The sequence below is a fragment of the Streptomyces sp. NPDC031497 genome, assembly GCF_055580905.1.
In genome coordinates, this window is sequence record NZ_JBVIKO010000008.1 from 329,503 (window position 1) to 342,451 (window position 12,949).

9 protein-coding genes are annotated in these 12,949 nt (G+C 72.7%); 4 read left to right on the top strand and 5 right to left on the bottom strand.

What is annotated here, in order from left to right:
* The first annotated feature begins 38 nt into the window (after nt 1-38).
* Nucleotides 39-1,043 (top strand): helix-turn-helix domain-containing protein, encoded by a 1,005-nt coding sequence (locus ACZ5K7_RS19530; protein WP_468914831.1) that lies wholly within the window; start codon nt 39-41, stop codon nt 1,041-1,043.
* Here the strand turns inward: ACZ5K7_RS19530 and ACZ5K7_RS19535 are convergent.
* Nucleotides 1,037-5,164 carry a molybdopterin-dependent oxidoreductase gene (locus ACZ5K7_RS19535; protein ID WP_468914833.1) on the bottom strand — a complete coding sequence of 1,376 codons (4,128 nt, stop codon included), beginning with the start codon at nt 5,162-5,164 and terminating at the stop codon, nt 1,037-1,039. The genes ACZ5K7_RS19530 and ACZ5K7_RS19535 overlap by 7 nt on opposite strands.
* A 225-nt stretch (nt 5,165-5,389) precedes the next feature.
* Here ACZ5K7_RS19535 and ACZ5K7_RS19540 point away from each other — a divergent pair, with 225 nt between their 5' ends.
* Nucleotides 5,390-7,093, top strand: a complete 1,704-nt coding sequence (locus tag ACZ5K7_RS19540) for a SpoIIE family protein phosphatase (protein WP_450972973.1) — start codon at nt 5,390-5,392, stop codon at nt 7,091-7,093.
* Nucleotides 7,094-7,102: 9 nt separating this feature from the next.
* Here the strand turns inward: ACZ5K7_RS19540 and ACZ5K7_RS19545 are convergent, their stop codons facing one another.
* The 4 genes from ACZ5K7_RS19545 to ACZ5K7_RS19560 all read right to left on the bottom strand — a co-directional run bounded on the left by ACZ5K7_RS19545 (nt 7,103) and on the right by ACZ5K7_RS19560 (nt 11,392).
* On the bottom strand, nt 7,103-8,128 hold the full coding sequence (locus ACZ5K7_RS19545; protein WP_468914835.1) for an alcohol dehydrogenase: 1,026 nt from the start codon (nt 8,126-8,128) through the stop codon (nt 7,103-7,105).
* Between the two features lie 91 nt (nt 8,129-8,219).
* Entirely contained in the window at nt 8,220-8,675 is a 456-nt protein-coding gene (locus tag ACZ5K7_RS19550) for a DsbA family oxidoreductase (protein ID WP_468914837.1), read from the bottom strand.
* A 43-nt stretch (nt 8,676-8,718) separates the two neighbouring features.
* The gene (locus ACZ5K7_RS19555) at nt 8,719-9,834 is read right to left on the bottom strand and encodes a hypothetical protein (RefSeq protein ID WP_468914839.1); all 1,116 of its coding nucleotides are present in this window, start codon (nt 9,832-9,834) and stop codon (nt 8,719-8,721) included.
* Between the two features lie 139 nt (nt 9,835-9,973).
* On the bottom strand, nt 9,974-11,392 hold the full coding sequence (locus ACZ5K7_RS19560; protein ID WP_468914841.1) for a lamin tail domain-containing protein: 1,419 nt from the start codon (nt 11,390-11,392) through the stop codon (nt 9,974-9,976).
* Between the two features lie 273 nt (nt 11,393-11,665).
* On the opposite strand from ACZ5K7_RS19560, the gene ACZ5K7_RS19565 reads away from it, so the two are divergent.
* Both ACZ5K7_RS19565 and ACZ5K7_RS19570 read left to right on the top strand, forming a co-directional pair.
* The gene (locus tag ACZ5K7_RS19565) at nt 11,666-12,169 is read left to right on the top strand and encodes a MarR family winged helix-turn-helix transcriptional regulator (RefSeq protein ID WP_468914843.1); all 504 of its coding nucleotides are present in this window, start codon (nt 11,666-11,668) and stop codon (nt 12,167-12,169) included.
* A gap of 150 nt (nt 12,170-12,319) precedes the next feature.
* Entirely contained in the window at nt 12,320-12,883 is a 564-nt protein-coding gene (locus tag ACZ5K7_RS19570; protein WP_351704245.1) for a hypothetical protein, read from the top strand.
* Nucleotides 12,884-12,949 lie beyond the last annotated feature (66 nt).

The window sequence follows — 12,949 nt, forward strand, 5'->3', positions numbered from 1 at the left end:
TCTCCTCGCCGTACCGCCGGATGGCGCATCATGGCGGTATGAAGGAGCTGGCGGGGCGACTGGCCGCGGTCGACCCGGATGCCGGGGCCGCCGTCGCGGTGATCGCCTACTTCGACCGGCTGGCCGAGACCCGGGCCGGTCTGGAGGCGCTGGTGCGCGGAGCCGCCGTGCTCGCCGGCTGTCCGGCGCGGCTGGTCGACGAGGAGCGACGGGTCCGGCTGCGGGTGGAGCCGGACGGACGGCGGAAGGACAGCGCCGGCGCGCCCGATCCCGGCTGGCCGGGTGCGCCGCTGGCGCCGGGCGGCCCGCCGGCGCTCTGGCTGGAGCGGGCCGGCTCCGAGGGGCCGAGCGTCGTCGACGCGGTGATCCTGGAGCGGGCCTCGGCGGCCGTACGGTCCGTGCTCGACCGCACCCGGGGCCGGGCACCGGCGGCGCCGGTGGACGATCCGGCGCTGGTCGAGACGGTCCTGGACGCCGGCGCTCCACTGCCGGCCCGGCTGCACGCGGCTCGGCGGCTCGGTCTGGACACCGGCGGCCCGTCCGTGCGGGCGGTGGCGGTGGCCGGCGGTCCGCCGCGGATCGTGGCGGACGGGCAGCAGGTGCCGTCGGCGGGGCGCGCCGGCGTGGGTCCGGCGGTGGCCGTGGCGGATCTCCCCCGCTCCTGGGCGGCGGCCCGCACCGCGCTGCGGTTCGCCTCCGACGGACGCGCGCAGGAGCCGGGGCCGGCCGTCGTGCACGCCGACGAGCTGGGCGGTGTCGCGCTGCTCGCCGGTCTCGCCGTACCCGGCGCCGAATCCACGCCGGACGTCCGGGCCGTGGAGGCCGCGGCCGCGGACGCGCCCTGGATGCTGCGCACGCTGCACGCCATCGCGTCGACGACGAGCCTGCGGGCGGCGGCCGCCGAGGTCAGCGTCCATCACTCCACGCTCCAGGACCGGTTGACGCACGCGGAGCATCTGCTGGGCTGGTCGGTGCGTACCCCGCAGGGCCTGTTCCGGCTGCAACTGGCGCTCACCATGCGGCAGCTGATGCGGAATCAGTAGACGTCCCGGACGTAACGCCGCTCCGCGGCCAGCTGTTTGACGTACGCGGCCGCCTCGTCCTCGGTCAGTCCGCCGTGCACGGTGGCGATGTCCTTCAGGGCGCGGTCGACGTCCCTTGCCATCCGGGAGGCGTCGCCGCAGACGTAGAAGTGGGCGCCGTCCCGGAGCCAGGACCACAGCAGCGGGCCGTGTTCGCGCATCCGGTCCTGGACGTAGACCTTGGCCCGCTGGTCGCGGGAGAAGGCGGTGTCGAGGCGGCTCAGGGTGCCCTCGGCGAGCAGGGCGGTGAGCTCCTGCTCGTAGTAGAAGTCGGTGGCCCGGTGCTGTTCGCCGAAGAACAGCCAGTTCGGGGCGCGGTGGCCACGGGCGCGGCGCTCCTGGAGGAAGCCGACGAACGGCGCCACGCCGGTGCCGGGGCCGACCATCACCATGGGCGTCGCCGGGTCGGCGGGCGGGCGGAAGTGCGGGGAGCGCTGGACGTGCACCGGGACCGGGGTGCCGGGCTCGGCGTCGGCGAGGAACGGCGAGCAGACGCCCTGCCGGGGCCTGCCGTGCAGGTTCTCGTAGCGGACGACGGAAACGGTGGTCGAGACCAGGTGGGGGTCGGTGAGCGGGCTGGACGAGATCGAGTACAGACGCGGTTGCAGCCTGCCGAGGACACCCGCCCACTCCCCGGCGTCGGCGCGGATCCCGAACTCGGCGGCGACGTCGACGGCCTGCCGCCCCCAGGACCACTTGGCCAGCTCGTCCTTGTTGTCGGGGCGCAGCAGTTTGCGCAGCTCGCGCGGGTCCCGGACGCGATCGGCGGCGAAGCGGAGCAGGTCGGGGGTGATCCGGGTGATGTCGAGGTGCCGCGACAGGGCCTCGGAGAGCGGGACTTCACCGACTCCGTCGACACTCACGCCGGTCGCGCCGTCGAGGCCGGTGACGGTCAGCCACTCCGCCACCAGCTCCGGGGAGTTGCGAGGGCGGACCGCGAGCGCGTCGCCCGCCTCGTAGACCAGCGGGGTCTCGCTGTCGCGGGTGTCGAAGGTGAAGCGGCGCACCTCCTTGCCGGCGCCGGGCAGGCTGAGCAGCCGGTTGCCGACGAGCCGGGCGGTGGTGGGGGCGGGGCGCCGGGGCCGGGCGGGCGCCAGGGCGGAGACGGGCGCCGGGGTGGAGACGGGGGCCGGGGTGGAGACGGGGGCCGGGGCGGAGGCGGGGGCCGCCGCGGCGGCGCCGTCCTTGAGGGCGGCCAGCACCTGGTCCAGCCAGGACTCCGCCTGTGTCTCGTAGTCGGGTTCGCAGTCGGCGCGCGGGGCGAGCCGGACCGCGCCGAGTTCGTCCATACGACGGTCCAGGCGCCGTCCGTGCCCGCAGAAGTCGTCGTAGGAGGAGTCGCCGAAGGCCAGGACGGCGTACCGGCGCCCGGCCAGGCGCCCGGCGTCCAGGGCGGCGAGGCCGTCCCAGAAGCCGGCGCCGTTGTCGGGGGCGTCGCCGTCGCCGAAGGTGCTGGTGATCAGCAGCAGGTCGGCGCCCGTGGGCAGGGCGGCCGGATCGGCCTCGTCCATGGCGACCAGGGAGGCCGGGTGGCCGCCGGCGGTGAGGCGCTCTGCGGTGGTGGCGGCGAAGTCCTCGGCGTTGCCGGTCTGCGAGGCCCAGAGGATCACCACCTGGCGGGTGGCCGGCGCCGCCTGCGTGGCCTCCGGCGCCGGTGAACGGGAGTACAGGCCGGCGAGGGTGCCGTTGACCCACCGGGCGTGTTCGGGGCTGAACGGCGCGTCCGGGGGCAGCACAGGGACGCCGGGTGCGCCGGCCGGGATGCCGGCGAGGAAACCGACCAGGTACTGCCGTTCGGGTTCGGTGAGGACCGGCGGCGGGGCGGGGTCGAGTCCGAAGACGGAGGCGGCAGCGGCGGAGGCGGGGGCGGCTGTGGACAGCGCGGCCGGGGTCTCCTCGATACCCGGCACCTGCACGCTCACCGGTGTGGACACCTTGGTCAGCGACACCGCGCACACCTTCAGCTCGGGCTGGAAGGACAGCGGGTCGATCGCGTCGCTGGTCACGGCGTTGACGCTGAGGTACTCGCCGAACAGGTCGTTCCAGTGGAAGGGTGCGAAGCAGGAGCCGGGCAGCACCCGGTCGGTGACGACGGCCGGCAACACGGCCCGGCCGCGCCGCGAGGCGACCTCGACGGAGTCGCCGTCGGTGAGGCCGAGCGCGGCCGCGTCCTCGGGGTGGACCTCGACGAACGGGCCCGGGTTGAGCTTGTTGAGCTTGGCGACCTTCGCGGTCTTGGTGAGGGTGTGCCACTGGTGCTGGAGGCGGCCGGTGTTCAGGACGAACGGGTAGTCGCCGTCGGGCATCTCGGCGGGGTCCAGGTGCGGGCGGGGGTGGAAGACGGCGCGGCCGGAGGCAGTGGCGAAGGTGAGGGTGCCGTCGGGGTTGACGTACCGGATCGGGTTGCGGTCGGGTCCCCCGGCGGTGGCCGCGGGCCACTGCACCGGGGTGCTACGCAGCCGGTCGTAGCTGACCCCGCGCAGGTCGTAGCCGGTCCCCGGGTTGTGGAAGCGCTTGATCTCCTCGAAGATCTGCTCGGCGCTGTCGTAGCAGAAGCCGTCCTCGAAGCCCATCGCGCGGGCGACGGCGGCGATCAGCCGCCAGTCGGCGGTGGCCTCGCCGGGCGGGTCGACGGCGGGGCGGGCGAGGGTGAGGTTGCGCTCGCTGTTGACGAGGACACCCTCGGACTCGGTCCACAGGGCGGCGGGCAGCACGATGTCGGCGTAGGCGTTGGTCTCGGTGTCGGTGAAGACGTCCTGGGTGACGACGAGCTCGGCGGCCTCCAGGCCCTCGATGACGGTCCGCCGGTTGCCGACGGAGGCGACCGGGTTGGTGCAGATGATCCAGCAGGCCTTGATCTCGCCGTCGGCCATCTTCCGGAACATCTCGACGGTGCCCTTGCCGACGCCGTCGGCGCGGACGGTGCCGGGGTCCAGCCCCCACACGTCCTCGGCGAAGGCCCGGTCGGCGTCGACCAGGACCGACCGCTGGCCGGGCAGGCCAGGGCCCATGTACCCCATCTCCCGGCCGCCCATGGCGTTGGGCTGGCCGGTGAGGGAGAAGGGCCCGCTCCCGGGGCGGCAGATCCTGCCGGTGGCGAGGTGCAGGTTGACCAGCGCGTTGGTGTTCCAGGTGCCGTGGGTGGACTGGTTGAGGCCCATGGTCCAGCAGCTGGTCCACTCCCCCGCCTCGCCGATCAGCCGCGCGGCCGCGCGCAGGTCGGCCTCGGGGATGCCGGTGATCGCGGCGACGGCGGCGGGCGGGTAGTCGGCGAGGAACTCCGGCATCTCCTCCCAGCCCTCGGTGTAGGCGGCGATGAACTCGGGATCGGTGTGCCCGTTCTCGTGCAGGAGGTGGAGCAGGCCGTTGAGGAGGGCGAGGTCGGTGCCGGGTTCGACCTGGAGGAACAGGTCGGCCTTCGCGGCGGTGGCGGTGCGGCGCGGGTCGACGACGATCAGTTTCGCGCCTGCCTTCACCCGGTCCATCAGGCGCAGGAAGAGGATGGGGTGGCAGTCGGCCATGTTGGCGCCGATGACCAGGAAGACGTCCGCCTTGTCGAGGTCCTCGTAGGAGCCGGGCGGGCCGTCGGCGCCGAGGGAGAGCTTGTAGCCGGTGCCGGCGCTGGCCATGCACAGCCGGGAGTTCGACTCGATGTTGTTGGTGCGCAGGTAGCCCTTGGTGAGCTTGTTCGCGAGGTACTGGGCCTCCAGGCTCATCTGGCCGGAGACATAGAGGGCGACCGCGTCCGGTCCGTGCTCGTCGACGATCGCACGCAGCCGTCGCGCGGTCTCGGCGACCGCCGTGTCCACGGCCGTGGGGACGGCTTCCTCGCCCCGCTCGGGCCGCAGCAGGGCGGTGGTCAGCCGGCCGGGCGCGGCGAGCAGGTCGGCGGTGGTGGCGCCCTTGGTGCACAGCCGGCCGAAGTTCGCCGGGTGCTCCTTGTCGCCGGAGGCCTTGAGGACGGTACGGCGGCCGTCCGGGCCGCCGGCGATGTCCAGGACGATGCCGCAGCCGACCCCGCAGTAGGAGCAGACCGTCCGCACCCTGCCGGTGTCGGTGCTGCGCGAGTCCGGCGCGGCCACGGGCGCCCCCTGTTCCTGCTGGTCAGCCTCTGCTCTTGGGCTCCGACCGTATGCACCGGTGATTACACCCGCGTCACCGCTCCTGATCAACGGGGGTTAAGGCCACCGCACAGACCGGCACCCGGCGATGTGAGCGGGCGCGTACGGGCTGCCCCGGGATGCGCGGCACCGGGACCTGGTGGAGGATGAGGGCGGCCGTGGGCGGGGGCAGGCGAGGAGGACCGGGTGGACAGGGACACCTCCTCGCGACGACCGGCCTCCTCGGGCGCACCGCCCCTCGACATCGGCTACATCGACCTGCTGCGCGGCATCGTCGAGGACGCGGCCGTCGGTTTCGCGGTCCTCGACACCGATCTGCGCTATCTGTACGTCAATCCGCACATGGCCCGGATGACCGGCCTGCCCGCCGCCGCGTACCTCGGGCACACCCTCCACGAGGTGCTGCCGCACATCCAGCGGTCGGAGCAGCTGCTGCGGGACATCCTGCACGACGGACGGCCCCGGGAGACCATCGTCACCGGGCGGACCTGGGTGGACTCGCCGTACCAGGTGCGGGAGTGGCGGTGTGTGTACCACCGGCTGGTGGACAGCACGGGCAAGGTGGTGGGCGTCGCGGGGGTGGGCCTGGAGATCAGTGAGCCGCAGCAGTACGTGTACGAGCTGGAGCGCGCCCATCGGCGCCTCGCGCTGCTGGACGCGGCCGCGTCCCGGATCGGCACCGGCACCGATGTCGCCGGGACCTGCCGGGAGCTGGCGGAGTTCGTCGTCCCGGAGCTGGCGGACGCGGCCGGGGTGGAGCTCAATCCGCCGGACACGGCGTCGGGGCGGCGGGTGCCCACCCGGCTCGCCGCGTACGCGACCCGGCCGGGTCTGGTCACCGGGCTCGCGGCGCTGGACGCGCGCGGCGAACTGGTCGGCTGGCCGCGCGGCGCCGGGACCCGGCGGAACCTGGCGGCGGGCCGGGTCCTGCGGCGCAACGCGATCACCTCCGCACAGTGGCGGGCGCTGGTCCCCAGCTGGCCGCCGGCCCGCGCGTGTCTGACCGCAGGTGTCCACTCGGTGCTCCTGGCGCCGTTGGTCTCGGACGGCCGGTACCTCGGCAGCCTGCAGCTGGCCCGGGCCGGGGACTCCGGGCCGTTCTCGAACGAGGACGCCACGGTCGCCCGCGAACTCGCCGCCCGCGCCGCGCGCGCCCTGGAGCGGGCGGTCCGCTTCCAGCGTGAGCACACCATGGCCCTGGAGTTGCAGCGGGCGCTGTTGTCCGAGCCCGGCCAGTTGCAGCAGCACGCCGGTGTGGAGACCACCGGGCGCTACCGGCCCGCCGACGACGGTTCGCTGATCGGCGGCGACTGGTACGACGTCCTGGCCCTGCCCGACGGCCGTACGATGCTGGTCATCGGGGATGTGATGGGCCACGGCGTGGACGCGGCGGTGGCCATGAGCCACTACCGTTCGACGCTTCGGGCGCTGGCCCGCGCGGGGCTCTCCCCGCGCCGGATTCTGGAGCACGCGGACCGGATGGTCTCGGACTCCGGTTTCGAGCGGGTGGCTACCTGCTTCCTCGCGCTCGGTGACGCGGACGTCGCCACGCTCACCTATGCCAGCGCCGGGCACCTGCCGCCGGTCTGGCTGTCCCCCGAGGGCGGGATGGAGCTGGTTCCGGTGCCGGTCGGGCCGCCGCTGGGCAGCGGGCTCGGCCGGTACGAGCAGCGCGTCACCCCGGAACGCGGCGGTGTGCTGCTGCTGTACACCGACGGACTGGTGGAGCGGCGCGGTGAGGACATCGACCGGGGCCTGGCCCGTCTGACGGGTCTGTCCCTGTCGCCGGCCGATCCGCTGGACAAGATCGTCGACACCGTCCTCGACCGCCTCGCCATCGGCTCCGAGGACGACATCGCGGTGCTCGCGGCCCGTGCCGTACGGCGTTGATCCGGTGGGTCAGTCGTAGGTCAGCACCATGCGGAAGCGCGCGGCCCCGTCCATCATCTTCTGGTAGGCCGCGCCCGCCTCCTCCAGCGGTACGGTCTCGATCGTCGGGCGGATCCCGTGCAGGGCGCTGAACTCCATGGTGTCCTGCACGTCCTGGGCGGTGCCGGACGGATGGCCGCGGATCTCCCGGGCGTTCGTGAGCAACTGGAGCGGGCTGAACCCGAGGGGCTCGGGGTCGATGCCGATCACCACCAGCTCGCCCCGGGGTCCCAGACCGTCCACGGCCGCCGAGATCGCCGGGGAGTTGCCCGCGGTGGCGAGTACGACCTTGGCGCCGCCGAGCGACTGGAGGGCCTCCGCGACGGGTGTCGATGTCGTGGAGTCGATGTAGTGGTGGGCGCCGAGCTGTTTGGCGAAGTCGGCCTTCTCGGCGCCGCGGGCGATGGCCACCGTCTCGAAGCCCATGGCCACCGCGTACTTCACGCCGAGGTGACCGAGCCCGCCGAGGCCGACGACGGCGACCAGGTCACCGGGCTCGGCCGGGCTGCGCCTGAGCCCGTTGAAGGTGGTCACGCCCGCGCAGCCCAGGGGTGCGGCGTCGGCCGAGGTCAGCCCGTCGGGGATGCGGGCCAGGGCGTCGACCGGCGCGATCACCTGCGCGCCGAAGCCGCCGTCGTAGGTCCAGCCGGGCGTCCTGCCGTTCTCGCAGACGATGAAGTCGCCCTGCCGGCACGGCTTGCAGTGGCCGCAGCTGCCGCCGAACCAGCCGACCCCGACCCGGTCGCCGATCGCCCAGCCCCAGTCCTCGATGCCCTCCCCGATCTCCTCGATCCGCCCGGCGATCTCGTGTCCGGGCACCACGGGGAACGTGATGCCCGGCAGTCCGGCGGTCACGAAGAAGCTGTCGCTGTGGCAGATTCCGCAGGCCTCCACGGCGATCCGCACGTGCCGGGGACCCGGTCGGGGCACCTCCCGCTCGACGATCTCGAAGGGCGCGCCCATGGCGGGCACCTGCGCGACTCGGTAGGTACTCATACGTCTCTCCCGGAACGGGTACGACGGAAACGGTCGAAACCCCCTCCCTCAGCACACCAGCTCCGGGCCGATCGCGCGCGTCGAGCCCCGCTCAGCGCCTCGCCCGGGCGGTGTCCGCGTGCGCGGTCCGCAGGGCGGTCAGGAAGGTGCCGGCCGGCTGGGCCCCGGAGGGGCCGTAGGCGCGGTCGAGCACGAAGAACGGCACGCCGGTGGCGCCGTAGCGGTGTGCCTCGCGGATGTCGGCCGTGACGGCACCGGGGTACGCGTCGCCGTCGGGCATCCGCCGTACCTCGTCCTCCGGTACACCGACCTCGGCACCGAGCCGTACCAGGGTACCGGGGTCGTCGACGGCTTCGCCTTCGCCGAGGTGGGCGCGGAGCAGCCGCTCGAACATCTCGGCGCCCCGGCCGTGGGCGGCGGCCAGGTGAGTCAGCCGGGGGGCGTCGACGGTGTTGGCGGAGAGGCGCGTTCGAGGAGGCACACCGGATGCGGGCCGACCACCGCCGTTGTCCCTGGAGCAGGCGTACCGGTTGATGGAGAACCTCACCGGTACGCCCTGACCGCTCACCACGGAGCGACGCGGCCGCTCCTCACGAAGTGATGCCGTTGTACTGGTCCCAGGTGTAGGCGAGGTCGGGCGAGGAGGGCTTGCCGGACCAGTTGAAGTAGTCCCAGACGAGTTCGGCGGGGTTGGTGGCGAGGTAGCCCCGGCCGGGCAGGTCGTTGCCGTCGTCCCAGGCCCAGGGCGGGTTGGCCGCGTCGGTGTCGCAGGCGCCGTTGGCCGGGCCGAGGACCCCGCCGGCGCCGCACTTGGCACCGTAGGGGTTGGAGCCGTCGTCGCCGGCGAAGTTGTTCGACGTCGCGAAGAGCGTGGTCAGGGTGCGGTTCGCCCACATGCCGTTCGAGGCGAAGACGTCGGTCAGCGTGTACTGCACGTCACGGTCGTTGGAACCGGACGGCACCTCGGCGGTGGAGCCGGGGTAGTAGACGATGCCGTCGCCGCTCGCGTACTGGCTGCGCTCCTGCGACAGGTAGCCCTCGGCCCACGCGGCATGGGTGTTGGGCTGCTGGGTCGTGAACGGGCGGCCGTGGCCGTCGTCGTGCGGGTCGCCCTGGAGCTTCAGGGTGCCGTCGACGCTCTCCTGCCCGCTGGTGAAGTCGCTGCCCGCGGGCACCCAGGAGTAGAAGTTGCTGTGCGCGACGGTGATGGCGGCCTTCAACTGTCCGTACGCGGAACCGTCGTTGGCCACGACGACGAGGACGCCCTCGGCGTCGTTCTCGTGCTCGGTCAGGTCCTCCTGGTAGTTGTCGAGGACGCCGTCCGACCAGTCGCGCGGATGGAAGTACGTGTACAGCAGGTACGAGAAGGACGGGGTCTGGACGACCGAGTAGTAGACATGCGCCGCGAGCGCGGACTGGCTGGTGTTCTCCCAGTTGTCGCGGCCGTTGAAGTCGCCGTCGTAGTCGTAGGACGTGATGTAGTCCGACCTGCCGCCGAGCGCGGTCTCGCCGGTGGAGTCGACGTCCTGGAAGTTGACGGGGGCCCACCACTGGGCGAGGGCGGCGCGGTCGGCGGCGGAGTCGGCGCTGGCCGGGGTGGGCTGGGTGAGGGTGACACAGCAGACGGCGGCGAGGGCGGCCGTCAGGGCGAGGGATCTGCGTCGGGTCAGAGGCTCACGAGAACGGCGGGGGCGGCTGGTGGCCACGGTTCCTCCGGGGGGGGCGGCGAAAGGAACCGGCACGTCGGTGAAGTCGACGCGCCGGTAAGGGAGTTGGCGTTGTGTTGCGGGTGGTGCGTGAGGTGCCGCGCGTACGATACAGCGGGGTACCGGCGCGCCGGCAGGGTCAGCAGGTGATCGTGGACCGGCGCAGGGCGTGGCCGCTGTCGTTGCTGTCGTCGGACCAGTACACGGGCTTGGTGCCGCTGCTGCACGCGTCCGAGCCGGAGACGGCGAAGCCCTCGTTGTTGAGGTTGTCCATGCCGGACGGGCGGTTGTAGATCGCCGTGGTGGCGAAGACACCGGACGCGTTGATCTTCATGGTCCGGTGCTGGCCGTCACAGGTGTCGTCGCAGACCGCCCAGAGGCGGGAGGCCTGCGGCTCCCACTGGAGTTCCATCACGCCGGCCATGCCGCTGCTGAGGGAGGCGACGCGGGTGAAGGTGCCGCCGTCCTTGAGGACGTAGCCGTAGATCATGCCGGTGCCCTCGACGCCGACGAAGAACACGCCGCCGGTGTGCGAGCCGTAGTTCGCCGGGTTGTAGGCCGCGCCGGTGGAGGCGTCCTTGAGACCGGCGGCGGTCAGGGTGGCGTCCGGAACCCAGGTGATGGCCTCCAGGCCGAGGTTGGAGCCCACGGACGGCAGGTCCGAGGTCAGGTTCCACTCGGTGGCGGCGGTGAGCGTGGTGGCGGTGCCGCTCACGTCGTACTTCAGGACGGACAGGCGGCTGGTGCCGGACGAGTCCGCGTTGCGCTCACTCGCCACGTAGACGCCGCCGGCGGCTCCGGAGCCGGTCAGCGTGACGCCCTCGTCGTCGGGCGTGCCGGAGCCGCCGGGGAACCTGAGGGTCTTGCCGGAGGTCCAGCCGTTGCTGGTGTCGGCCTTCCAGGCGGTGGCGCCGTTCGGGACCAGACGCCAGAGCTTGCCGCTGTTCTGAGCCGCCCACATCACGCTCCCCTCCTGGTAGAGGCCGCTCAGGTCGGAGCCGAAGGCGTTCTTGGTGTCGGCGGCCGTGACCGAGCTGCCGCCCGGCCAGGCCGTCGCCGAAACGCCGCCGGAGCCACAGTCGTTGGCGGCGCCGAGCGTCACGGCGGCCGAACCGAAGGCGCCGGTGCCGTCGGGGCAGCGCGACCACGACGGGTTGGAGTGCTCGCTCCAGCTGAAGCTGTCCACGAGGGTGGTGCCGTCGGCGAGGTAGAGGCGCGCCTCGTCGTCGGAGCCCAGACCGAAGGCGTTGTGCACGTCGAAGGCCACGAAGCCACCGGGGGCGAGCGTGGTCCCGGAGGCTATCGCGTACTTGGAGCTGTTGTTGTCGTCCTTGAGGATCCAGCCGGAGAGATCCACCGTGGCGGTGCCCTTGTTGTACAGCTCCACCGAGTCGTTGACGTCCCCGGTGGTCACCACCTCGTTGATGCGGATGTCGTCGGCCGCCGCCGCGTGGGCGGGGGACGCGGTCAGGGCGCCGACGGCGAGCGTCGGGCCGGCGACGGCGACGAGCAGAACACGGAGGCTGCGACGCCACCGCCGAACGCGTGCTTCGGTCACGAAATCCGTCCTGGGGTTCCGATGTGACAGGCCGCCAGGACCTTTCCGACCTGACCCGAACGGCCGCCTTCGCCTGGGTGAGGCCGTTATGAACGGTGAGCGAACCACCAAGATCGCCCCGGGCGTCCGCGCCGGTCGTCACCGCTCGACAGGGCCCACGGATACGGAAAGCAGGACTTTTGCCGGCCAATCCACTTTGCCGGCCAATCAATCCCTTTAGGATAAGAGGCTCGACACGTATTTCCCGAGGGCAGCGCAAGGAGAACAACAACCATGCCGGCGTCCGAAGCGGTCCAGGGCAACGACGACACGGTCCCGGCCGTCGCCGACGCCCCGATGAGCGGGGCCCTCTTCCGTGCCGCCCGGGTGCACCGGATCACGGCGGGCCACCTGCTGCGCGAGACCGGCCTGTATCCCGGGCAGGAGCTCCTGATGATGCGGCTCTGGGAACAGGGCGAGCAGCGTCAGGCCGACCTCGTCAAGACGCTGGGGCTCGATCCGTCCACCGTCACCAAGATGCTGCAACGCCTGGAGCAGTCCGGGTTCGTCAGCCGCAGCCCCTCCCCCGACGACCGGCGGGCCGTCCTCGTGGACACCACCCGCGCCGGCCGGGCCCTGCGCGACCGGGTGCTGCGGGCCTGGCGCGACCTGGAGGCGGTCACCGCCGCGGGATTCACGGACGAGGAGTACCGGCAGGCGATGCGGGTCCTGACGCGTATCGAGGAGAACCTCACCGGCACGCACGCCGACACCGGTGACTCCTCGTCCGCCGGCTGACAGCCGGCTCCGGAGGCCGCACTCACCCGGGTGACGGGCGCCACGCGGATGGTCAAGACTGCGTCATCTCGTGTCGGCGGCTGAGCGGGCGGTGGTCCGTCGACGTACTGAGGGAGCAAGTAGAAGCGACTCCTGACGAAGGGTAACTCGTTGTTCCTGCGACGCATCGTCCTGAGCCTCGCCGTAGGGCTCGCCTCCCCCCTCCTGCTGGGGGCATGCGGCTCCTCGAACGGCACCGGCTCCGACAGCGCCGCCCCGGTGGCCCCGGCCGCGTCGGATCCCGGGGCCTCCGCAACGCCGGCCACCTCGGCGGCGGGCGACAGCGGCAGCGCCGGGACCGGGCAGCCTGCCACGACCACCGGCGTGACGGCCGAAGCCTTGAACGGCATCGGCAGCGTGGTCGCCGACGACCGGGGACTGACCCTCTACCGCTACGACAAGGACCAGTCGAATCCCTCCAGATGGACGTGCTCCGGTGCGTGCACGAAGACATGGGTGCCGGTCATCGTGGGGGACTCCGTACAGACGACGGGGGTCGACAAGAGCCTCCTCGGCACGGTTCACCGCAACGGCCTGAAGCAACTCACCCTCGCCGGCTGGCCGCTCTACCGGTACAGCGGCGACACGGCGGCCGAACAGGCGAACGGCCAGGGCAAGGACGCGGAGTGGTACGCCGTAGCCCCGTCCGGGCAGAAGGCCGCCGAGACCGGCTGACGCCCGCGGCTGCCGCGCTGCCGGCCTCACACGGGCGGGACGAGAAAGACGCGGGCCCTGCGCTGA

Coding starts and splice junctions, on each gene's coding strand:
- ACZ5K7_RS19545 (WP_468914835.1), bottom strand. CDS start 8,128: ATGAGTACCTACCGAGTCGCGCAGGTGCCCGCCATGGGCGCGCCCTTC.
- ACZ5K7_RS19530 (WP_468914831.1), top strand. CDS start 39: ATGAAGGAGCTGGCGGGGCGACTGGCCGCGGTCGACCCGGATGCCGGG.
- ACZ5K7_RS19565 (WP_468914843.1), top strand. CDS start 11,666: ATGCCGGCGTCCGAAGCGGTCCAGGGCAACGACGACACGGTCCCGGCC.